The 21,521-nt window shown below is 65.8% G+C and carries 18 protein-coding genes and 8 pseudogenes; 16 read left to right on the forward strand and 10 right to left on the reverse strand.

From position 1 onward, the window contains the following. Positions 1-201 precede the first annotated feature (201 nt). On the forward strand, positions 202-3,582 hold the full coding sequence (locus tag M5I08_RS03010) for a TM0106 family RecB-like putative nuclease (protein WP_219068328.1): 3,381 nt from the start codon (positions 202-204) through the stop codon (positions 3,580-3,582). 79 nt (positions 3,583-3,661) lie between these two features. On the opposite strand, the gene M5I08_RS03015 is transcribed toward M5I08_RS03010, so the two are convergent. Beyond that, entirely contained in the window at positions 3,662-3,820 is a 159-nt protein-coding gene (locus M5I08_RS03015) for a hypothetical protein (RefSeq protein WP_249763093.1), read from the reverse strand. Positions 3,821-3,954: 134 nt separating this feature from the next. Here M5I08_RS03015 and M5I08_RS03020 point away from each other — a divergent pair. Next, positions 3,955-4,569 (forward strand): annotated as a pseudogene (locus M5I08_RS03020) (FKBP-type peptidyl-prolyl cis-trans isomerase). Between the two features lie 8 nt (positions 4,570-4,577). Here the strand turns inward: M5I08_RS03020 and hrpA are convergent. Then, positions 4,578-8,477: an ATP-dependent RNA helicase HrpA gene (gene hrpA / locus M5I08_RS03025; protein ID WP_219068327.1), complete on the reverse strand. Its 3,900-nt coding sequence runs from the start codon at positions 8,475-8,477 to the stop codon at positions 4,578-4,580. A gap of 94 nt (positions 8,478-8,571) precedes the next feature. Further along, positions 8,572-9,060 (reverse strand): annotated as a pseudogene (locus tag M5I08_RS03030) (lytic transglycosylase domain-containing protein); the annotation flags it as partial. A gap of 32 nt (positions 9,061-9,092) precedes the next feature. On the opposite strand from M5I08_RS03030, the pseudogene M5I08_RS03035 reads away from it, so the two are divergent. From M5I08_RS03035 to M5I08_RS03065, 7 genes and pseudogenes are all read left to right on the forward strand, one after another. Continuing rightward, positions 9,093-9,513: pseudogene (locus tag M5I08_RS03035) on the forward strand (IS1380 family transposase); the annotation flags it as partial. A 55-nt stretch (positions 9,514-9,568) separates the two neighbouring features. Further along, positions 9,569-9,895: pseudogene (locus M5I08_RS03040) on the forward strand (ADP-ribosylglycohydrolase family protein); the annotation flags it as partial. A 27-nt stretch (positions 9,896-9,922) separates the two neighbouring features. After that, positions 9,923-10,354 carry a TA system antitoxin ParD family protein gene (locus M5I08_RS03045; protein ID WP_219068326.1) on the forward strand — a complete coding sequence of 144 codons (432 nt, stop codon included), beginning with the start codon at positions 9,923-9,925 and terminating at the stop codon, positions 10,352-10,354. Then, positions 10,351-10,923, forward strand: coding sequence for an ATPase (locus M5I08_RS03050; RefSeq protein ID WP_219068325.1), 573 nt, complete (start codon positions 10,351-10,353; stop codon positions 10,921-10,923). Before M5I08_RS03045 ends, M5I08_RS03050 begins: the two co-directional genes overlap by 4 nt. Positions 10,924-11,149: 226 nt before the next feature. Further along, a complete protein-coding gene (locus M5I08_RS03055) occupies positions 11,150-11,407 on the forward strand; it encodes a hypothetical protein (protein ID WP_219068324.1) in 258 nt (85 codons plus the stop codon). Continuing rightward, the gene (locus tag M5I08_RS03060) at positions 11,400-11,873 is read left to right on the forward strand and encodes a hypothetical protein (RefSeq protein ID WP_219068323.1); all 474 of its coding nucleotides are present in this window, start codon (positions 11,400-11,402) and stop codon (positions 11,871-11,873) included. The genes M5I08_RS03055 and M5I08_RS03060 overlap by 8 nt, the downstream gene beginning before the upstream one ends. A 2-nt stretch (positions 11,874-11,875) precedes the next feature. Beyond that, positions 11,876-12,052 (forward strand): annotated as a pseudogene (locus M5I08_RS03065) (type II toxin-antitoxin system PemK/MazF family toxin); the annotation flags it as partial. A gap of 73 nt (positions 12,053-12,125) precedes the next feature. On the opposite strand, the gene M5I08_RS03070 reads toward M5I08_RS03065, so the two are convergent. From M5I08_RS03070 to M5I08_RS03080, 3 genes are all read right to left on the reverse strand, one after another. Next, a complete protein-coding gene (locus tag M5I08_RS03070) occupies positions 12,126-12,542 on the reverse strand; it encodes a PIN domain-containing protein (RefSeq protein ID WP_219068322.1) in 417 nt (138 codons plus the stop codon). Between the two features lie 2 nt (positions 12,543-12,544). Then, positions 12,545-12,787, reverse strand: a complete 243-nt coding sequence (locus M5I08_RS03075) for a type II toxin-antitoxin system Phd/YefM family antitoxin (RefSeq protein ID WP_219068321.1) — start codon at positions 12,785-12,787, stop codon at positions 12,545-12,547. Positions 12,788-12,857: 70 nt separating this feature from the next. Next, positions 12,858-13,313: a nitroreductase family protein gene (locus M5I08_RS03080; RefSeq protein ID WP_219068320.1), complete on the reverse strand. Its 456-nt coding sequence runs from the start codon at positions 13,311-13,313 to the stop codon at positions 12,858-12,860. Between the two features lie 537 nt (positions 13,314-13,850). Here M5I08_RS03080 and M5I08_RS03085 point away from each other — a divergent pair. Together M5I08_RS03085 and M5I08_RS03090 are read left to right on the forward strand one after the other, a co-directional pair. Continuing rightward, positions 13,851-15,077: an IS110 family RNA-guided transposase gene (locus M5I08_RS03085; RefSeq protein WP_249763285.1), complete on the forward strand. Its 1,227-nt coding sequence runs from the start codon at positions 13,851-13,853 to the stop codon at positions 15,075-15,077. A 57-nt stretch (positions 15,078-15,134) separates the two neighbouring features. Beyond that, positions 15,135-16,322 (forward strand): plasmid pRiA4b ORF-3 family protein, encoded by a 1,188-nt coding sequence (locus M5I08_RS03090; RefSeq protein WP_219067381.1) that lies wholly within the window; start codon positions 15,135-15,137, stop codon positions 16,320-16,322. A 174-nt stretch (positions 16,323-16,496) separates the two neighbouring features. Here the strand turns inward: M5I08_RS03090 and M5I08_RS03095 are convergent, their stop codons facing one another. The 3 genes and pseudogenes from M5I08_RS03095 to M5I08_RS03105 all read right to left on the reverse strand — a co-directional run. Continuing rightward, complete coding sequence (locus M5I08_RS03095) at positions 16,497-16,901, reverse strand: type II toxin-antitoxin system VapC family toxin (protein WP_219067382.1); 405 nt, start codon at positions 16,899-16,901, stop codon at positions 16,497-16,499. Next, positions 16,898-17,143 carry an AbrB/MazE/SpoVT family DNA-binding domain-containing protein gene (locus tag M5I08_RS03100; RefSeq protein WP_219067383.1) on the reverse strand — a complete coding sequence of 82 codons (246 nt, stop codon included), beginning with the start codon at positions 17,141-17,143 and terminating at the stop codon, positions 16,898-16,900. Before M5I08_RS03100 ends, M5I08_RS03095 begins: the two co-directional genes overlap by 4 nt. Positions 17,144-17,252: 109 nt before the next feature. Then, a pseudogene (locus M5I08_RS03105) lies at positions 17,253-17,453 on the reverse strand (recombinase family protein); the annotation flags it as partial. A gap of 31 nt (positions 17,454-17,484) precedes the next feature. Here M5I08_RS03105 and M5I08_RS03110 point away from each other — a divergent pair. Both M5I08_RS03110 and M5I08_RS03115 read left to right on the forward strand, forming a co-directional pair. After that, positions 17,485-17,736 (forward strand): annotated as a pseudogene (locus M5I08_RS03110) (diacylglycerol kinase); the annotation flags it as partial. Positions 17,737-17,789: 53 nt separating this feature from the next. Further along, positions 17,790-19,019 carry an Nramp family divalent metal transporter gene (locus M5I08_RS03115; protein WP_219067384.1) on the forward strand — a complete coding sequence of 410 codons (1,230 nt, stop codon included), beginning with the start codon at positions 17,790-17,792 and terminating at the stop codon, positions 19,017-19,019. Here the strand turns inward: M5I08_RS03115 and M5I08_RS03120 are convergent. Further along, the gene (locus M5I08_RS03120; RefSeq protein ID WP_219067385.1) at positions 18,967-19,212 is read right to left on the reverse strand and encodes a hypothetical protein; all 246 of its coding nucleotides are present in this window, start codon (positions 19,210-19,212) and stop codon (positions 18,967-18,969) included. The two genes, M5I08_RS03115 and M5I08_RS03120, sit on opposite strands and share 53 nt — an antisense overlap. A gap of 210 nt (positions 19,213-19,422) precedes the next feature. Here M5I08_RS03120 and M5I08_RS03125 point away from each other — a divergent pair. The 3 genes and pseudogenes from M5I08_RS03125 to M5I08_RS03135 all read left to right on the forward strand — a co-directional run. Then, positions 19,423-20,184: pseudogene (locus M5I08_RS03125) on the forward strand (gamma-glutamylcyclotransferase); the annotation flags it as partial. Between the two features lie 96 nt (positions 20,185-20,280). Then, positions 20,281-20,766 (forward strand): recombinase zinc ribbon domain-containing protein, encoded by a 486-nt coding sequence (locus tag M5I08_RS27245; RefSeq protein WP_249763286.1) that lies wholly within the window; start codon positions 20,281-20,283, stop codon positions 20,764-20,766. A 182-nt stretch (positions 20,767-20,948) separates the two neighbouring features. After that, positions 20,949-21,479, forward strand: coding sequence for a helix-turn-helix domain-containing protein (locus M5I08_RS03135; RefSeq protein ID WP_219067386.1), 531 nt, complete (start codon positions 20,949-20,951; stop codon positions 21,477-21,479). Positions 21,480-21,521 lie beyond the last annotated feature (42 nt).

The following is a 21,521-nucleotide window of genomic DNA, read 5'->3' on the forward strand; positions in this document are numbered from 1 at the left end:
CGATTCATCCGATCGATTGCGGACGTTTAGCACGTTCATTTTCCGGATGCGCCTTCTCCCCGCCGCATACCGCTCGGCAACACGCAGGAGCAGGATCCTCAACACGACGTGGAATCGGCGGCGCCTCCACCGGGGTTGACCGCAAACGCGGCACAGTTGTCCGTCCACCCGAATATGGTCACCGTTGAGGAGGATGATGCGATGACGGCGGGGCACCCGATGCAACGGTTGATGACGCCTTCCAAGGTCACCGCGTGGGTGGACTGCCCGCACTACCTGACTTTGCGGCACCAGGTCGACACCGGCTCTCTGACCGAGCCCGAACCATCGTTCGGGTCGTTCGCCCGGCTGCTGATGCAGAAGGGTCTCGTCCACGAGCAAGAATGCCGCGCAGATTACCTACGGCGGGGTAAGTCGATTCTCGACGTTTCACCGCGGCGGGACGGTGAGACGTTCTCGGCGTGGGTGAAGCGGGGCGGAAATCCGTTCGAGGACGGCTGGGACGTGGTTTATCAGATGCCGTTCATCCACGACGGCGTCCGCGGTATCGCCGACTTCGTTGAGCGCGTCGCCGATGGCCACACAGTGTCGTATGAAGCGGTGGATGCCAAGTTGACGCGGGAGGCTGCGAAGCCCGGTCATGTGCTTCAGCTGTGTTTCTACTCCGAGGCTATCGAGGCGCTCACCGGCCAACCGCCACCGCACATGCATATCTGGTTGGGTTCGGGTCGGCGGGAGACGTTGCGGGTGAACGATTTCCTTCCCTATTGGCGGCGGTTGCGAAGCCAACTTGCCGACGCTTTGGTCGCCGGCCCGACGGGGCCGACGGTCCCGCGACCGTGCTCGCACTGCGAGTTCTGCGAGTTCTACTCGCTTTGCGAGCGGCAATGGCGTAGCGAGGACTCGCTGATCTATGTGGCGGACATTCGCCAGCTTGACATCGCCGCGTTGACGACTGCCGGCGTTGCCACGTTGACTCAGCTAGCGCAGACCCCAGACCAGGTGGACGGGTTGCGACCCGAGCGGCTGGCACGGTTGGCGGATCAGGCCGCACTGCAGGTTCGGGCAACTTCGCGACCCGACGAACCGCCGCCGTTCTCGCTCATCACTCCGGGCACAGATACGGAGTGGGGGCACGGCCTGGAAAAACTGCCGCAGCCCGACGACGGGGATGTGTTTCTCGACTTCGAGGGCGACCCGTTCTGGCGCGCCGACCTCGGGTTGTTCTTCCTGTTCGGCTTGTTGGAACGCGATAGCGACGGATGCTGGCGCTACCGAACGTGGTGGGCCCATGATCAACAGCAGGAATCCACCGCGGTTACCGAATTGGTGAACTACTTGACGCAACGCCGCGAACAGTTCCCGGACATGCACATCTTCCACTACAACCACACCGAGCGCTCCGAATTGCAGAAACTGACCCAGTCTCACGGAGTCGCGGAAGCAGCCTTGGCCCAGTTGGTCGACACAGGCGCATTCGTCGATCTGTATGTCGTGGCGCACAACAGCATTCAGGCGGGCGTGGAGTCTTACGGGTTGAAGTATGTTGAGCGACTTAGCGACTTTGAGCGCAGTCATGAGATCGATAGAGGCGCGGGCGCCGTCGTCCGGTATGAGCACTACATGGCCGACAGGGACCAATCCGATCTTGACGCCATCGCGGCCTACAACGAAGACGATGTCCGTGCGACGCTGGCGCTGCGTAATTGGTTGAACGAGTATCGGCCCGCGGCGATGCCTTGGCGCGACTCATATTTAGAACCACCACCCGGCATTCCGGAGCTTGATGAGCGAGTGACCCGTCTGCATCAGTTCGACCCGGAAACGGACCAGTATCTGCTCGGTGACCTGTTGGGCTACTGGTGGCGGGAGTGGCGGGCCTACATCGCGCCGAAGATGGCGGCTCTGAAAGAAGACCCTGCGGAGGTGCTGGAGAACCCCGGCGCTCTGGCCGACTTGAGGGCCATCGGGTCTGTCGCGCGGGTCGGTAAGAATGGCAAGCCGATCATCCCGGCGATGCGGTTTACCTTCCCGCCCCAGGCGTGTGACCGGTTCCCACGACAGGGCGGTGCAGTCATGTTTGTCATTCCGGACGCTCAGCTTTGCTATGCAACCATCGATCGGCTCGACGGCGAGGCGGGCGAGGTGGATCTGGTCTGGCGCCAGAAGCTCGAGGAGACAGGGTACTTGCCGCGGGTGGTGGTGTTAAACGATTGGGTCGATCCGAAGCCAAAAGCTCTGGCATTGCAAGCTTTCGCTGACGATATGCTGGAAGACCGTCCGCACAACGCGGTGACGATGTCGCTGCTGCGCCGAGAGCTGCCACGGTTCGCTGGACCCAGGCCGGCTGGCGGCAAGTTCAGTGACGACCTGTCCGACGTGACCGACTGGGTGACCCGGCTTGACAACAGCTACGTTGCCATTCAGGGACCGCCGGGGAGCGGAAAGACTTATAGTGGTGCGCATCTCGTGCATGCCCTGATCCTCGCCGGCTTCCGGGTGGGTATCACTGCGATGAGCCACCATGCGATCGCCAATCTGCTGGACGAAGTTCTTGCCGTGTTCAAGGCCAATGGTGATGCCGAACGCCTCAACGCGGTACGCAATGCCGGCAGCGATCCCACCCGGCTTCTCGGTATCACTCACGGCGGCAACGCCATCTGTGCGAAAAGCGAATTCAACCTGGTCGCCGGAACAACCTGGCTGTTCTCGTCCAACCATATGCAGAGCGCGCCCGTGGATGTCCTATTGATCGACGAAGCCGGCCAGTTATCGCTCGCCGACGCCTTGGCCGCGTCGTGCTCGGCCAAAAATTTGATACTGCTGGGTGATCCGCTGCAACTGGCACAGGTCGCTCAGGCCCTCCACTCCGACGGGAGCGGGAAAAGTGTCCTCCAGCACATACTCAGCACCGACGCCACCTTGTCCGACTACCGAGGCGTCTTTTTGTCTGAGACCCGCCGCATGCATCCCGATGTATGTGAATTCATCTCGGAGCAGATCTATGGGGGCCGGTTGGGCAGTCATTCCGACTGCTCTCGACAATCCACGGTCGCCGGAACTGGGCTGCGCTGGCTTCGCGCCGAGCACCACGACAACACCACCTGTTCCGCAGAGGAAGCTGAGCTCATCGCCGATGAGATTGGCCGGCTGATCGGCACCAAATGGACCGATCGCGAGGGTGTGGTAAAGCCATTGGCCACAGGCGATTTCATGGTCGTCGCGCCTTACAACGATCAGGTTCATATGGTTCGGGGCCGACTAGACAGTGACCCGCGCACGGCCGGAGTACCGGTTGGGACCGTCGACAAGTTCCAGGGCCGTGAGGCCGCAGTGGTCTTTTTCAGCATGGCGACCTCTAGCGGTGACGACGTCACCCGCGGCGCGGACTTCCTGTTCTCCCGCAATCGGCTCAACGTCGCCATCAGCCGTGCCCGCTGTCTGGCCTACCTTGTGTGCACCGGCGAATTACTTAACAGCCGAGCCCGCACCGTCGAGGACATGCGGTTGATCGCCACCCTGAACGCGTTTGTCGAGTACGCGCAGCGACAGTCGTCGCTACCCATCGGTTCGCAGTTATAGCTGCAAGCTGCTCCGACTGACGGCCCTGATTGAGGGGCGCAGGTAGGTCACCGAACTGGTTCGCGTTAACCAACTGCGTTCATTCCACGAAAACCTTCGCCCGGCCGCATACCGGGCGGCGAGACGGATTGGCAAGCGACCTGAACAAGAACTCCTCGACGGCCTCGTCTTCCCGCGGCTGCCTAGCGCGGGTGCGTGGCCGCTCGGAGTTCTCGGCCAGCGTTATCGCGCTGGTCACCGATTCGTCAGGAAGCTCGGCGGTGTCGATAGCTGTGAGGGCCTGCGTGGCGCATCGCCATAGCTGCCGTCCCGGTCACCCTAATGGATTCGCTCACGCTCGGCGGTAACGTGGCGACCGTGAATTGTTCCCGGATGTCCTCCACCATTGGGCTCGCCGCCAGCGTTGCGTGGGCGGTCGTCGCGCTCTCCGCATGCGGATCAGACAAGCCGTCTTCGGCGCCGAGCACGTCCACCGCGCTCGCCAGTGCACCCGCCATGACGGCAGCAGCGCCGCCGACCGCTGACAGCGGCTGTCCCACCAGGCTCCAGGCGGTCCCGGTACCCCGGAGTGGACGCTGAGCGGGGCAACCGGCAGCGTGGCGGTGACGGGTTCGACGGATAAGAACGCGCCGTTGATCACTGTCACACGGCCGTTCAGCGTGTCCGAGACTCAGGTCCACACCTTGCATGCCGGGGACGGCCCGGTCATGGCACCCACGGCGACCGTGACGGTGTGCTACATGGGCGTTGACGGTCGTGACGGCAAAGTCTTCGACAGCTCCTAACGAGCGCGGTACTCCGGCGCAGTTCCCCCTCGGCGGCGTCGTACCGGGCTTTCAGAAGGCGATCGCCGGTCAAAAGGTCGGCTCCACCGTCGGTGTCGCGATGAGCTCAGCCGACGGCTACCCCGACGGTATGCCGCAAGCTGGCATCGAGAAGGGCGACAGCTTGATCTTTGCGATCAAGATCATCAGCGCCGGCAGCTGATCACGGCTTCAATCACGTTGCGCGGCATCGTCGATCGCCCGGTAGATCCGTTGCGGGCTGACCGGGTGTGCGGTGCCGAGTTGTTGGGCCCACAAGCTCACTCGTAATTCCTCGATCTGCCATGCGATGTCAGCGACGTCGGGTGCGGTGGTGCGTGCTGACGGCAGCGCTCGGATCAGCTGGTCGTAGGAGTCTCTGACCGCGTGCACCGTCGCCATTTTTTCTCGATCGGCGTTGACACCGCCGGTCAACTGGCCAAGGCGGTGCCGGATCGCGGTCAGGTAGCGGGCCAGATTGCGAAGGCGCGCAACGCCGGTCGCGGTCACAAACCCCCGGGGTAGCAGACGATCCAGCTGAGCGCGGACGTCCGCGATCGCCGCAGCTTGCGCATCCGATGGTTCGGTGGGCATCGCCACCTGCGCCTCGTGCGCTACGGCCAGCACGTCCTTGACGTCGCCCACCACGGCCGACGTCGTCGCCACCAAAGTCGTGGCGACCCGGTCGCGTAACGCGGTGAACGCGTCGCGCTCCCAGACCGGTTCGGTGACCAGCGCGTCGACGGCGGCGTCCGCGCAGTCGTCGAGAAGCGCGGCAAGTGAGCCGTCGGGATTGCTGCCCAGCAGCAGTCGGGTGCGCGGGTCAAGCCGGCGCTCAATCGCTTTGACCGGTGATGGCACACTCATCCGGATCATCCGTCGCAGGCCGGCGCCCATCGCGTCGGCCTGTTGTCCGGTTGTGGCGAACATGCGTAGGTCCACGGCGTTGCCGGTATCGACAAAGGCGGGATAGCCGCGCACCACGCGTCCCTCGACCGTCCGCTCGACCGCCCGGGGCAGATCGTCGAGATCAGCTGGCCAGCTTCGTAATCCGGCGCGTTCCAGGTCGCCGGCAACAGCGGTAGCTACGGCCTGACGTGCCGGCGCCGCCAGCCTTTGCTGCAATGTCGCGAGGTCTTTCCCTCGTGCGACTTCGGTGCCGTCGGAGGATTCCACGGCGAAGGTCACCCGCAGATGCGCCGGAAGCTTCTCCAGGTCGAAAGCATCGATGGGAACCATAATGCCGGTGCGACGCCGCAATTCACGCTGTAATGCCGCCAGCAGCGACTCCCCGTCCGTCGCCGTTATCCCGGCCAGCACGGCACGGGCGGTGTCGGGAGCGGGAACAAAGTTGCGGCGCAGGTCCTTCGGCAATGACCTGATCAGGGCCGTCAGCAACTCCTGCCGCAATGCGGGTACCTGCCAAGCGAACTCGTCGCCGCCAAGCCGGGCGAGCACGTCGATCGGAACATGAACGGTGAGCCCGTCGTCGGTGGCGCCGGGCTCGAACCGGTAGCTCAACGGCAGCGTGACGTCGCCGGATTGCCAGGTGTCCGGCCGCTCGGCGTCGGCGTCGTCGTTGCGTAACAGGTCGTCGCGGCTCAAGGTCAGCAACTCCGGCGTGGTGTGCCGCTGCTTACGCCACCACGCGTCGAAATTCCGGGCCGAGACGACGTCCGCGGGAATACGGCTGTCGTAGAACGTGAAGACTTCGTCGTCGCTCACCAGGAGGTCGCGACGGCGGGCCCGCTCCTCCAACTCCGCGACTTCAGCCCGTAGTCGGGCGTTGTCGCGCAAGAAGTGGTGGCGGGTCAGCCAGTCCCCCTCGACGAGTGCGTGTCTGATGAACAGCTCGCGCGCCACCGCCGGTTCGATCCGGGCATACCCGACACGCCGGCGGGTGACGAGCGGCAGACCGTAGAGCGTCACCCGCTCGTAGGCCATCACCTCGCCCCGCGCTGCGTCCCAATGCGGTTCGCTGTAGCTGCGCTGCACGAGGTCGCCGGCCACCCGCTCGACCACCTCCGGCTGGATACGCGCCGCAGTGCGCCCGAACAACCGGCTGGTCTCGACGAGTTCGGCCACCACCACCCAGCGCGGCGGGCGCTTGCCCAGGGCCGACCCAGGCGCCAAGACGAATCGTGAATTGCGAGCTCCGAGAAACTCTTTCCCGTCCTCGCGGCGCATCCCAACGTGTGAGAGCAATCCTGCCAGCAGCGCCGCATGTAGTTGTGCGGCGTCGGCCGGCTCAGCGGATTCGACGACGCCGAGATCGCGCGCGATACCACGCAGCTGCCCGACCAGATCCTGCCACTCCCGGATCCGGAGATAGTGCAGGAATTCACTGCGGCACATTCGGCGAAATGCATTGCCGGTAAGAGCGTTTCGTTGTGCCCGCAGATAGTTCCAGAGATTGAGATAGGAGATGAAGTCGGAGTGTTCGTCGGCAAAGCGCGCGTGGCTCTGGCGGGCGGCCTCGTCCCGGTCGGCGGGGCGCTCTCGCGGGTCGGGAATCGTCAGCGCCGCGGCCACGATGAGCACCTCGCGCACGCATGCTTCGCTGTCGGCGGCCACAATCATGCGCGCCAACCTCGGGTCCACGGGCAGTCGCGCCACCCGTCGGCCCAGGTCGGTGATCTCGCCCTGCCGGTCGAACGCACCGAGTTCCTGCAGGAGCTGCACACCGTCACCGATGCTGCGCCGGTCCGGTGGGTCCAGGAACGGGAAATTCTGCACATCGCCCAATTCGAGCGCCGCCATCTGCAACAGCACCGCGGCCAAGTTCGTCCGCAGGATCTCGGGGTCGGTGTAGCGCGGCCGAGCGTCGTAATCGTGCTCGGAGTACAGGCGAATGCACACGCCCGGCGCGACGCGACCGCACCGCCCGGCCCGCTGCTGCGCCGAGGCCTGCGAAATCGGTTCGATGGGCAGCCGCTGCACCTTCAATCGCCGGCTGTAGCGCGAGATGCGCGCGCTACCCGGGTCGACGACATACCGGATGCCCGGAACGGTCAGGGATGTCTCGGCGACGTTGGTTGCCAGCACGACGCGGCGCCGAGTGTGCGGCGCGAAGACCTTCTGCTGCTCCGCCGTCGGCAGCCGAGCGTACAACGGGAGGACGTCGGTATGCTGCAGACCGCTCAAAGCCTCAGCGGTGTCGCGGATTTCGCGTTCGCCCGACAAGAACACCAAGACATCTCCGGGTGGCTGGGACTCGAGTTCGTGAATCGCATCCACGATGGCCTCGACCTCATCGCGGATCTGGGTTCGAACGATCTCGTCGTCGGGGTCGTCGGGATTGCCCTGCGCGTCAGAGCGAACCGGCACCTCGAGCGGTCGATACCGGATCTCCACCGGGTAGGTGCGACCCGACACCTCGACCACCGGTGCGCCGCCGAAGTGGTCGGCGAACCGCCGCGGCTCGATCGTGGCCGACGTGACGATCACCTTCAGGTCGGGTCGGCGCGGCAGCAGACCATGAAGGTAGCCCAGCAGGAAGTCGACGTTGAGGCTGCGTTCGTGCGCCTCGTCGATGATCAGGGTGTCATAGCGCATCAATCGACGGTCGCGCTGAATCTCGGCGAGCAGAATGCCGTCGGTCATGAGCTTGACCAGGGTGCGAGCCCCGACCTGGTCGTTGAACCGCACCGTGTAGCCGACCACGTCACCCAGTGGGCTGCCCACCTCGTCGGCAATGCGCTGCGCCACGGTCCTAGCGGCGAGCCGGCGAGGCTGGGTGTGCCCGATCATCCCGCGCACGCCGCGACCTATCTCGAGGCAGATTTTGGGCAACTGGGTGGTTTTTCCCGATCCGGTCTCGCCGGCGACCACTACGACCTGGTGCGACCGGATGGCGTCGGCAATTTCCTGACGCCGCGCGGTAATCGGCAGGTCCGGGTATGTGATCGTCGGAACCGCGGCCTGCCGGCCGGCAACCAGCGCCTCGGCCGCGGCGACCTGCGCGGCGAGTTGCCTCAGCTTCGCCGGATCCGCGGTGCGCAGATTCTTCAGTCGCCTGCCCAGGCGGGCCGTGTCACGAAACGTCAGGCTCGCCAACTTCGTGCGCAGTTCTGCGACGGACGGTTCGGCCACTCGGGCCAGGATAGGCGTGACGGATCCCGATCGAACGTCAGGCCCGCTGCCATCACCCGCTACGGCCGCAGGCGCCCTGCTGCAAAAGCGTGACTCACTGCGGGTGGGCCGCGATGTAGTCCGCAGCCGGAATCGGTTCTGCTGCAAAATATCCGATGGGCAGCAACACATCTCCAGCGGTCGTGCGGCAGTACACGTCCCATCGGTAGTAGCCGGCAAACGCGGCGGGGTCGCCACCGATCAGCGCGGCGTATTGATTCACCGCGCGCACATAGTCGCCGGCATGGTTGTAGCGGTAGATGGCGTGATCGCGATCGGTGGCGAAGTTGTTCGCGGCCAGGTAGCGACCCGCCGCGCCGGTTTCCGCCTCGGCCTGGTGATAGAGGCCCAGCAGTTGTTCGGCCGGGGCCGGCGGCACGATACGCCACGCGGGCAGTGTGGTGCGGGCAGGAGTTATCGCGTCGAGCGCGCGGCGCGCATCGCCATTACGGTCGTAGGTGTCGAGCAATGGCGGCGGGATGCGCGGCCGCGCGGCAGCATTCCAGTCGGGGTGACCTGCCCGGCCGTTTTCGGACAGTTGTTTATTTGAGGTTTTCTCACTTGGGGCTTGTGATGCAGATCCTGCGCAAAGGGCTCTCCCCATTGGTCGCCACGATCAGCGCCAAGCACGCTGCCCCGGTGATCGCCGGGGCGCGAGTGCGCGCGGGCAAGACCAACTCCGATAAAGGCGCAGCCCGCATGATCGCCCAAGCCGTGGCCACCGCGCGTGCTGCCGGGGTGAGCGGGCAGATCCTGGTGCGCGGCGATTCGTCCTCCAGGCGGCCAGGGCGTCGTCGTGGCCACCTGCCGGCGAGCCGGGACCCGCTTCTGGCTGGTGCTGACCAAGAACCGCTCGGTAACCGCGGCGATCGCCATCATCGGCGAGGATGCCTGGACGCCGGTCAAATACCCCGGAGCGGTGCGTGACCCCGACACCGGCGCATGGATCTCTGACGCTGAAGTCGCCGAAATCACGGCGAGCCGCAGAAGCTCGTCATTGTCGAGGTCTGCTCGCTGACGCCCGGCGCAGTAGCCAACTGCTTTGGACGCGCGCGTGGTCGGCGATCGCGACCACGCCCGTCCCCGTTGACGATCCAGCTCGCGGGGTATTCCGTGCCGATCATTTTCGGCTGGCACTCGATGCTGCTGTGCGCGCGGGTCATGACACCGACACCGTCGCCGCGATCGCGGGCGGTCTGCTCGGTGCCGCCTACGGAGCCTCCGCCGTTCCGCTGCAGTGGCGCGGCCTGCTGCACGGCTGGCCGCTGCTGTACCGCAACACCTTTGACGGTGTTCGCCTTGAGGTCTCTTTCGCAGCGGACGTCGTAGGCGGTCCTATCGACTATACGGCTCAACCTGTAGCAATGTGCTACCGTTGAAGCAGGTTGCTACATCAGGGAGGCGCTATGGCGAACACCGCTGATCGAGTGACCCGCGTCGCCGCCGACCTAATGGACAGCGCGGCCGCCGAGGGTGCGCGACAAAGCCGCTCGGCCAAGCAGCAGCTCGACCACTGGGCGCGGGTGGGACGCGCGGTGTCGAGTCAGCAGACGGCGGCCCGGCGCCGGGTCGAGGCCGCGCTGACCGGCGATCTGGAGCTGCGCGAGCTGAGCGTCGAAGAGGGCGCGGTGTTCAACGCCGAGATCGCCGCGGCCGTCGAAGAGAGATTGGCGGGATCGAATTACGGGACGCTGCTGGCCGAGCGCGGCATCACCACCGTGGCCCTCGACGAGAACGGTGACATCGTCGAGCACCGCCCTGATGGGTCCTCGGTCGTGCTGGCCACGAAACGGCGAGCGCCACGACGCAGGAAGGCCCGCGCCGCGCCCACCCGATGAAGCGGCTCGATCTGGTCGTCGGACCCAACGGAGCCGGCAAGTCGACGTTCGTCGAACTCACCTTGGCGCCGCTGCTGCCCGGCAGTGCCTTCGTCAATGCCGACGAGATCGCCCGACAACGCTGGCCCGATGACCCCGCCTCGCATGCGTATCAGGCTGCGCGGGTGGCGGCAGAGACGAGGGCCAGGCTCATCGAGGTGGGCGCATCGTTCATCGCCGAGACGGTGTTCTCCCATCCGTCAAAGCTCGAACTGATCGATACCGCCCACGCGGGCGACTACACGATCGTCCTGCATGTCATGCTGATCCCCGAGGAGCTCGCGGTCGAGCGGGTCCGGCACCGCGTCAGCGCCGGCGGACATCATGTGCCCGAGGATAAGATTCGCGAACGCTACCAACGTCTTTGGGGGCTCGTCGCCGCCGCGACCAGCCGATGCGATTCGACAACCGTGTACGACAACAGCGCGCTGCAAGGCCCCCGCATCATCGCGCAGATGAACGACGGCTTCCTCGTCGGCTCGTCGGCTTGGCCGGCGTGGACCCCCGACGCCCTCCGGTCAGGTCGCTGAGCCCGGCGCGGGTAGTGACCGACGTCGGGCAACACCCGCGCCGATAGCGTCACAGCGTGCGACCGCGTCCGCGTCATCGCGAAATGTGACGAGCAAACCGATGCCTCCCGGCACCTACAGCAGACGTCAGCTTGCAGAACTCGTTCAGCGTGGTTGTGGCCCGTGGCAGCGGAGGCCGGACCTCAGCACCATTATTCTGTTGACAGGTAGAAATGGTAAGCGCAGTATGAACCGGGACATCAAGAAGATCGCCGAATGGGCGCGGTCCCAGGGGTGGACCGTCGAGGACGACGCGAGCGGGCACACCCGGTTCTACGCCCCGAACGGTGACCATGTCGCCGACTATCCGGCGACACCGAGCCGCCCCGCCCGGCGGATGGCCGAGCTAGCGGTCGAGCTTCGCAAGCGGGGTTTGGCAGTACCGCCACCAAGCAAGAAGGAACAGCGAGCCCAGCGCGCGAAGGAGGATAAGAGCGATGAGTGAGTGGGTCATCACCTTGACCTACCCGCTTGATCCGCCGATGGAGGAGATGGATCGGTGGGCGGATCAGCTGGTGGAGTACGACGGTCATGCGTCGCGGCCTAGGCGCGGCGTAGTTGATGTGACGGTGCACGCGCCGGCCGACATCGATATCTGGGATGCGGGGCGGAAGTTGTCGGACGTTGTTGAGCATGTGGTTGGTGCTCGCCCGATCGGCGTGGAGGTCATCACCGAGGCTGAGTTGTTCCGCCGCGCTGGTGAGCCAACGATGCCGGAGTTGATGTCTGCGGTTGAGATCGGGCGCGAGTTGGGTGTGTCGCGGCAGCGTGTGCACAAATTGCGTTCCATGGCGGGTTTTCCGGCACCGTTGGCGGAGTTGCGTGGTGGTGCGGTGTGGGATGCGGCTGCTGTCCGGAAGTTCGCGGAGAGGTGGGAGCGCAAGCCTGGCCGGCCACGCGCATTGTGCTAGCCGCGAGCCGGCTGGCCACCGTGCTCGCATCGGTGATCACCTCGGACACCGGGCTGGCGGCGATGTCCGGCAACGTATTCGTGCCTGCCACGGTGTCCGGGCTGCCTGGTGATTCGGTCGTCAACGTCACTGCACTGATCACCTTGAACAAGACCGACCTCTCCGGTTGGGCGGGGTGAGTGCCGCCGATCCTCATGCAAGACGTCGACCGGGGTCTGCGCGGCGTACTCGCGGTGTAGGTGGCGTGCTCGGCTACTCGTGGGCCGCCTTAGCTCTGGGCGACCCCGGCTCCGACGGATGACGAGCGTCGGTGAGATCGCTGATGATTTGGAAATCGCCCACGTTGTGGGTCAGAAGTGGAACGCCGTGAACGTTTGCAGTAGCCGCGATAGCCAGGTCGATTGACCGCCGACGCGGCTGCCCGCCACGATTGCGCACAGCGGCCGAAAGACGGCCCCATTCGCGCGCAATCTCAGCCGTAACGGGGAGCGCGTCGAACGTGGATTCAACGGCGCTCAAGCGGCTGATACGGATGGCGCGTTCATCGTCGTCAGCGGTGACAAGAACGCCGAAGTGCAGCTCGGCGATCGAGGCGACGCTGATCGCCGCCTCGACGTCCGGCGGTGGCTCTTCTCCGATGAGTATCGACGTGTCGACAAGCGCGCGCATAGCTACTCGAACGGATTGTCAAGCGATGCGGAGAATTTCGCAAGATCAGCGTCGAGGGTCTTTGAAGCTGGAGTGCGCCACACAGCGCGTAACGTCTCACCGCCGACCCATTGCTTTCCGTTGGTTGGGCCCAGCTGTGCCACCGGCCTGCCAGCGACGGTGATCGTGATCTGCTCGCCCGCCTCCGCACGGCGCAGCACCGCGCCGACGTTGTTGCGGAGTTCCTTCTGCGGAATTGTTGCCATTAAACCCGATGGTAGCAGAAGTGCTACCAGTCACTGACGGTATGAACAACGTCCGGGAACCAAGCGACATTCACCAATGTCGGTGGTGGACAACCTCATTGAAGGGCCACCGATTCGGTTTGCAGATGGGCTTGAGCGGGCGGTCAGCGGGATAGCCGACGCTCAGCATGTAGGCCACCAGGTAGCCGTCGGGCACGCCGAGGATCGCGCGGGGCTTGTCCTGATCGCCCACCGACGAGTGGCCGGTGCCGATGCCAAGGTCGGTGGCCGCGATCATCACCGCCATCGTGGCCTGGCCGACGTCGTATTGGTCGGTCACCTTGCGGCGTTCGCTCGGCGGTTCGGGAATCACGAAAGCGATCGCGGCCGCGGCCCCCGCGATGTGACCGGCGCCCTGCCAGACCGTCGAAAGCTCTTGCAACTGAGGCTTGTCGGTGACGATGACGAAGTCCCAGGCTTGGCGGTTCTGTGCCGAGGGCGCACGCCATCCGGCCTCCGCGATGCGGTTCAGATCGTCGTCCGACATCCACGACTGCACCGCCCATGCTATCCGCGCCCGGCGAGCCGAAACCCTCGCCGCCGCCTACGCAGCCCACCCCCAGCGGTTCCGCCGCAAACCCGCCCCACCCAAGCTGCCCGAAGCAGCCTGGATCAACGAACCACCGAAGGAGAACACCGACACAGAACAAGCAGCCTGACACGTCTCAAATGGTTTGACAGGTTCCGCAGCCGCCGCCACAGGCCCAGCGCGTCAGTGACGTCGCAGATCTCCGTCGACTCCAGGTGGTCCACCCAGCCATCCTAATGAGTATTAGCGGGTGCGGCCTTCGGGCAGACTTGCTATCGGTAGCGGCCGGTGGGTGAGCACTGATGCCTCCTGGATTTCGAGTCCTGATGTCAGATCGTCGCCCCCACCGGTTCGCCCGGGAGAAGGGATCGCTGATGGGATGTCGTGCCCGCCCCGCGTGGCGTGAGCACTGCTTCATTAGGTCGCCGAGAGCTCTCCCGCACGCTGCCGGGCTGTAACCCGGACAACTGCAGACAGGAGCGAGGAGTGGCGAAATTGCTGTACGTGGGCGACGATTGGGCGGAAGATCATCACGACGTCGAACTGATGGACTCGGCGGGACGCAGGCTGGCCAGGGCGCGGCTGCCCGAGGGCGCGGCCGGGATCGCGCGGTTGCACGCGATGATCGGCGCCGAGCTGGGCGCCGACGCCGACATGGCCGAGGTGGCGATCGGAATCGAGACCGACCGGGGCCCGTGGGTGGCCGCGCTGATCGCGGCCGGATACACCGTGTACGCGGTGAACCCGCTGTCGGTGGCCCGGTACCGGGAGCGGCACAGCGTCTCCGGCGCCAAGAGCGACCCGGCGGACGCACACACGCTGGCCGACATGGTCCGCACCGACTCGCACCAGCTGCGCCCGGTGGCCGGCGACAGCGCGGCAGCCGAGGCGGTGAAAGTTGTTGCCCGCTCGCACAAGACGATGATCTGGGACCGCACCCGCCACACCCAGCGGCTGCGGCACGCGCTGCGCGAGTACTTCCCCGCCGCGCTGGAAGCCTTCGACGATCTCGACGCGGCCGATGCGCTGGAACTGCTCGGCAGAGCTCCCGACCCCGCGTCGGCGGCGAAGCTGAACCGCAGCCAGATCCGGGCCGCGCTCAAACGCGCCGGTCGCCGCGACATCGACACCAAGACCAGCCGGATCCAGGACGCGCTGCGCGGCGAGCAGCTCGGCCGCGACCCGGTGATCACCACCGCGTACGCGGCTGCCACCCGCTCGATCGTGGCCGTGCTCACCACCCTCAACGAGCAGATCGCGATCCTGCAAGAGCAGGTGGAGGAGCATTTTCACCGGCACCCGGACGCTGAGATCATCCTGTCGCAGCCCGGCCTGGGACCGATCCTCGGCGCCCGGGTGCTCGCCGAATTCGGCGACGACCCAGCACGGTACGCCGACGCGAAGGCCCGCAAGAACTACGCCGGAACCAGCCCGATCACCCGCGCCTCCGGCAAGAAGAAGGTCGTGCTCGCGCGGTTCGTGCATCAGGACAGGCTCATCGACGCGCTGATGACGCAGGCGTTCTCCGCGCTGCGCGCCTCGCCCGGCGCACGCGCCTACTACGACAAGCAACGCGCCCGCGGCCTCGGCCACAACCCCGCGCTGCGCCAGCTCGCCAACCGGCTCGTCGGAATCCTGCACGGCTGCCTCAAGACCCGCACGCTCTACGACGAAGCCACCGCCTGGCCGTCCCACAATCAAGATCAACAAACCGCCGCTTGACATTTAAGCTCCTGGGATGTCTGACAGCACCACGCCCGGTGAGCTACCGTCGCCAGCGTGGGAAGCGACAACGACGATACCCAGCGGATCATCGACGAGGCGCTGGCGGGACTCGGGTCTGCCGATATCCGGACACTTGCGCAGGTCCGGCTCGATGAGGTGCTCGTCGATGTCGGCGACAAACTTTTCTACGCATACGATTTCGGTGACGACTGGCAGCATGTAATCCGGTTAGAGGCGGTGCTGGCACGCGAGGCGTCCGCGCCACAGGCGATCTGCACCGGCGGGCGCCAACCCGGCCCCGCCGAGGACTGCGGCGGTGTCGGCGGATACGCGCTGCCGGTCGCGGCCACCGATCCAAAACACCCCGACCATGCCGCAGCCCGGGACCACTACGCCGAAATCTACGGTCCCGAAACTGATCCTGGCGATTGGGTGCCGACACAGTTTGACCCCGACCGGATCAACCGTGTGTTGGCCGATCGCGGCAGCATTGCGTCCCCACACGAAATCACCGGCCCGCCAGGGGATCTCCTCGACGGCATGCAGACCACGTACGGGCAGCGCCAGTGGCGGCAACTGCTGGCCAGCGCGCGACTTGACGATCCGGTGTTGATCGACACCGACGCAGCCGCCACGGCGGTACGACCTTACGCGTGGTTGTTGGAGCGGGTGGGCGACGGCGGCATCACACTGACCCAGGCCGGCTACCTGCCGCCGGCACACGTTGAGGCCGCGTTCACCGAGCTCGGGTACGACAAGGTGTGGATCGGGGCCGGCAACCGCGAGGATCTCACCTATCCGGTGCTGCACCTGCGTCAGTCAGCGCAACAGGTCGGGTTGCTGCGCAAGCACCGCGGCCGACTGCTCGCGACCGCACGGGGAAAGGCACTGCGCAGTGATCCCGTCGGTTTGTGGTGGCACCTGGCCGAACGGACACCGGTCGCATCCGCCGACCGAAGTGTCTACGACGCTGGGTTGTTGTATCTGGCCGCGTTGGCCGCCGAGACCAGCGACAACATCGAAACGATCGTGGCGGAATTGCTCGACGCGCTGGGGTGGATGGGCGGCGACGGTTCCCCGATCACAGCGCAGTCGGCGGCAGCCGCTATCTCCGACGTCAAGGACACACTGCGCCGGCTGGGCTTCTTGCAGCGTGCACGATCTGACCCAGACCGACGGGAGCCGCCGACCCGAAACGCCGTCGACTTCGCCCGTGCCGCGCTCACGGCGTGGCCGTCATAGACCCGCAGTCGACCCCCACTGCATCCAGAACCCACCTGGCAGGGGTGTTTTCGGCAGAGAATTTGAGCTTGGTGACAAGTCGTCGCTAGTCTGCCTGCTGTTCCGCTCAGCGCTATCAGCGAGCGGGGACGGTGCTTGGGCGACGAGCGTAGGAATCGTTGGCGACGCGAGTGGTCAGGTCACCAGTTCGTATTCCACTTGCATCAGCTCGTAGATCCTGACTGCTCGCCGGTCGCGGGTCAGGAGTGTCGCCCCAGCAACCTTCGCCGTCGATCCGACCAGCGCGTCGTAGGCTGCGCCGCCGGTGACGTTGTGGATAGCCAGGTGGTTGATCAACTCACGATGCGGTCGCCCATCCAGCGTGAGGTAGTCGGCGGATGTGACATCAGCCAAATACGCTTGGACGACCGCAGGCGCCACGCGATGCGGTGGTGGCAAGCGGGTCAGGACAGAATAGGTCTCCACCGCAGTGTGTGCGACCAGATGAACGCCCCGACTGAGGGCACGCGCGGCGGATTGGTGCGCTTCGTGCCACGTGGCGAATCCGGCAACAAGAACACTGGTGTCGGGGGCGATCACCGCCGCACGCGGTCCATCGTCTCGCGAACGATTTCATCGGTCAACGGGGGCAGCGGGGCGTCCGGCCGTGCGACGAGGACTGAACCTTCCCGAACCAGTTCGACATCGGTCGGCGCCGGTTCAATCTCGATTCGGCCATCGTGCTCCGTAATCTCCACCTGCTCGTTCCCACGCAAGCCGAGGCGATCACGAATTCTCTTGGGGATCACCAAACGCCCTGCTGGATCGATGGTTGTTCTCATGGCACAAAATCTACCATTCCACATTCGTCCCACCCGCCTCAAATGTCTCAAACAACATCCCGTGCCCTCATTGGCGGGTTTCACCAGGCATCTTGTTGATGCCAGCGGCCAGGAGGTTGCCGCAGCGCCCGCAGCGCAACATCCCCGACAACAGATACGTGCGTGCGGTGCGGGATTTGGTCACCGAACGCGCCGCCATACGCGCCAACACCCGATCACGCTCAGCGACGGTGATGATCGCCGGCCACACCGCCGCACCGATCACCTCCCCGCGGTGCTCCCGCAACCCCGCGATGCGACCCGAGGACAACGACCACGGCGGCCTCCGAGGCGCGCACGGTGACCTGTGCTCGGATTGGCCGCAGCCGGCTCATGCCGGTGGCTCCTACCGCATCGAGATCACCGGCGAACCGTCGTATGGCGTCGACGTCTGCTTGAGCAGCCGCCACGGCGACCACAATTACGCCGGCCTGGTGGCCACCGCGATGCGCGTGGTCAACACCATCCCCGCCGTGGTGGCCGCCCCGGCTGGAATCCGGATCACGTTGGATCTGCCGCTGGTCACCGGCCGCGGCCTCTACGCCGCGGGCTAGACGTTTCGGCTAGCCTAACTTTCTTATTTGCCGATGGGAAAGTGAGTTAGGCGATGCAGGAGACCCATGCCCCGCTCAAATCGGGCTGGTATCTGCTGGGCCCCGCCTTCGTCGCTGCAATCGCCTATGTCGACCCCGGCAATGTGGCCGCCAACGTCAGCTCCGGCGCGCAGTTCGGCTTCTTGCTGCTGTGGGTCATCGTCATCGCCAACGTGATGGCCGGCTTGGTGCAGTACCTGTCGGCGAAGCTCGGGCTGGTGACCGGGCGCTCGTTGCCGGAAGCAATCGGAGCCCAGCTGAGACGGCGCGCCCGGCTGGCGTATTGGGCGCAGGCCGAGGTCGTCGCGATGGCCACCGACGTGGCCGAAGTGATCGGCGGTGCGATCGCCTTGCGCATCCTGTTTCGCCTGCCGCTGCTGGCGGGCGGGCTGATCACCGGGGCCGTGTCGCTGCTCCTGCTCAGTATCTCCGACCAGCGCGGCCAGCAATTGTTCGAACGCGTGATCACCGGATTACTGGTCGTGATCGCGATCGGATTCACCGCCAGCTTCTTCGTCGCAACGCCACCGCCCGATGCCGTCATCGGCGGGCTGGTCCCGCACTTCCGCGGAAAGGAAAGCGTGCTGCTTGCCGCCGCCATCCTCGGCGCGACCGTAATGCCGCATGCGGTGTACCTGCATTCCGGCCTGGCCCGCGACCGGCACGGCCACCCCGAGCCGGGGCCGCGGCGACGTCGGCTACTGCAGATCACCCGAGTGGACGTCGGGCTCGCGATGCTGGTAGCCGGGGCGGTGAACGCCGCGATGTTGCTGGTCGCTGCGCTCAATATGCGCGGGCGCGGCCACACCGGTTCCATCGAAAGCGCTTACACCGCCGTGCGCGACACCGTAAACCCCACGATCGCGGTGTTCTTCGCGATCGGATTGCTGGTTTCTGGCTTGGCCTCGGCGTCGGTGGGCGCATATGCCGGCGCGATGATCATGCAGGGATTGCTCTACCGGTCGATCCCCATGTTGGTGCGCAGGCTGGTGACGCTGACGCCCGCGCTGGTGATTCTGGCCCTGGGTGCCAACCCAACCCGAACATTGGTGCTGTCGCAGGTCGTGCTCTCGTTCGGCATTCCGTTCGCGGTGCTGCCGTTGGTTCGGCTGACGAGCGACCGGGCGCTGATGGGAGGCGACGTCAATCACCGCATCACGACCGCTATTGGCTGGGTAGTCGGGGTGATGATCAGCGTGTTGAACGCGGCGCTGATCTACCTGACGGCGAGCGGCTCGGCATAGGGCGAACGGCTTTGGCCTTCGGCTTTACCGGCGGGCCGAGTTCGAGCAGCTCGTCCAGCAGCGCATCCATCTGACTTACCGGGGGCGGCGCTCCGCCCCGCAGGCGATAAGCGCTACGAACGCTGGCCAGCAACCGCAGTTCCCGTTCGATGGTGTCCCGGTCCCGCGTGGTGTCGTCGACCTCAGCGCTCATTGAGTCATCGTTGCACCGAACCGCCGGTGCCGACAGCATGACGCGCCGGAATTAACCTCACGGCCATCATCCGATCAGATCGCCGTCTCGCTGTCGCCGGCCCAAGAGTCGGTGCGGGACTTGGTCGGACACGTAGCATCCGGAGACGGGATCCATTCGACTCATCGCCCCTTCGTCGGCTAGGTACTTCGCTCCGCTAACATCAAGATCGTGACGGCGCGACGTCATACCTATTTCGCGTACGGGTCGAACCTGTGCGCGCGACAGATGGCGCAGCGATGCCCCGACGCCGCCAACCCCCGGCGGGCGGTGCTGGCCGACCACGACTGGTTGATCAATCAGCGCGGCGTGGCCACCGTCGAGCCGTTCGACGGCACCGCGGTGCACGGCGTCGTCTGGCAGCTATCCGATCACGACCTGGCCACCTTGGACAGCGCTGAGGGCGTGCCGCGGCGTTACCGGCGCGATCAGCTGACCGTGCACACCGATGACGGGCCGTCAGATGCCTGGGTGTACATCGACCACCGGGTGCATCCGGGCCCGCCGCGACCCGGCTACCTGGAACGCATTATCGACGGCGCGGTGCATCACGGGTTGCCGCAGCGCTGGATCGACTTTTTGCGTCGATGGGATCCCGCTCGCTAGACTCACCCCCGCTCGCGGCCCACAACGCCTGCGCCACAGGCGCTTTCCGAACTGCTAGCCGAGGGCGGCGTGAACGAGGTCAGCTGCCTGCGGTCGCGCTTCGGTTTCCTTGCCATTCACGGCGGCGGCCTGGAGGAGATGACCGACGTGATCGCCGAACGCGCCGCCGACGCGGCCGACGCGTCGGCGTATCTGGTGCGCCATCCCGACCGCTATCCACATCGCTTGTCGTCGGCTTGCTTTCGCCCTGATCAATCGGCCCGCCTGGCGCAGTTCCTCGGTCACGTGGATGTCGCGATCTCATTACACGGATACGGGCGGATCGGGGCGTACGTGCACGGCCGTTACACTTCCACGCGGCGGGTCGATCCGGACGGCGCCGTGCACACCGGCCTGGTTGAGCGGCCCCGCGCCCAGTGGCCGGTGTGCATCCACGACCACCACGAGGGCTACCTCGGCTGGGCCGACTACCTGGCCAACGAGACCGCCCTGGCGGCCAACCGCACCAACGCCGGGGCCCGGCCGCCGCGTGAGGGGCCGGCGCTGTGTCAGGGCATCATCGCCTGCGGATCTCGCGGCAAGCCGATCCGCACCAACTACCACACCGATCACCGGCCATCCTACGAGTGCTCCGGGCGCGCCGACCGGCTCACCACGCCGACCTGCCGGTCGATCGCCGCGGCCACCGTCGACGAGGCTGTGACCGAGAAGCTGTTGAATGCGTTGAACCCCAACGAGATCGCGCTTGCACTCGCCGCCGCCGACCCGCCGACCAGGTCGCCGACCGGCACCGGCGGCTCGGCCGGGCCGCTGAACTCGCCGTCGAACGCGCCCGCTACGACGCCGATCGAGCCGACCGCGCCTTCCACGCAGTCGAGCCGGACAACCGGCTCGCGGCCCGCAACCTAGAAACCCGGTGGGAGGCCAAACTCGCCGCCCTCGCCGAAGCCGGACAGGCGCTCGCGGCGACCCGGGACACACTGCCGACACTGCCCGGGCGGGCGGAGCTGGAGAAAATCACCGCTGATCTGCCCGGGCTCTGGCACGCGCCCACCACCAGCCACAAGGACCGCAAACGGCTGCTACGCACCGTGATCGCCGGCATCACCCTGCTCCCCGAACCCGAACAGCACAAGGCCCGGATCGGGATCCGTTGGCACACAGGCGCATCCGACGAACTCCGAGTGGATCGTGCCGTTCACCCCGGGACAGCTGTGCGCAGTCCCTCGCCCGCGGTCGAGATGGTCACCCGGCTCGGCCCGACCACCGCCACCAACGAGCTGGCGGGCATGCTCAACGCCGCCGGGATGACCACCGGACACGGCCGCCCATTCGACACCAAAGCCGTTCAATGGATCCGGCATGCCTACCACATCCCCGCCCCGAACCCCTACGCAGACGGCGAGATCAGTGTCGCTGACACCGCCGAACGGCTCGGCGTCAGCACCGGCGTGGTCTACGACTGGATCAACACCGGCAAGCTCACCGCCCGCCGCGGCACCGGCAACCTGCTTTGCATCCCTTGGAACGAGCACATCGAGTCCGAATGCCGTTGCCGCATCACCGAATCCGGCCACCTCAACCCATCGGCCCGACACACCAGCTCCCGCACTCGGGCCTAAACGCCCACGATGTCAGCGTCGGCTGGCATCATAATGGGCAAC

This window comes from Candidatus Mycobacterium methanotrophicum (assembly GCF_023515995.1).
GTDB classification, from domain to species: domain Bacteria; phylum Actinomycetota; class Actinomycetes; order Mycobacteriales; family Mycobacteriaceae; genus Mycobacterium; species Mycobacterium methanotrophicum.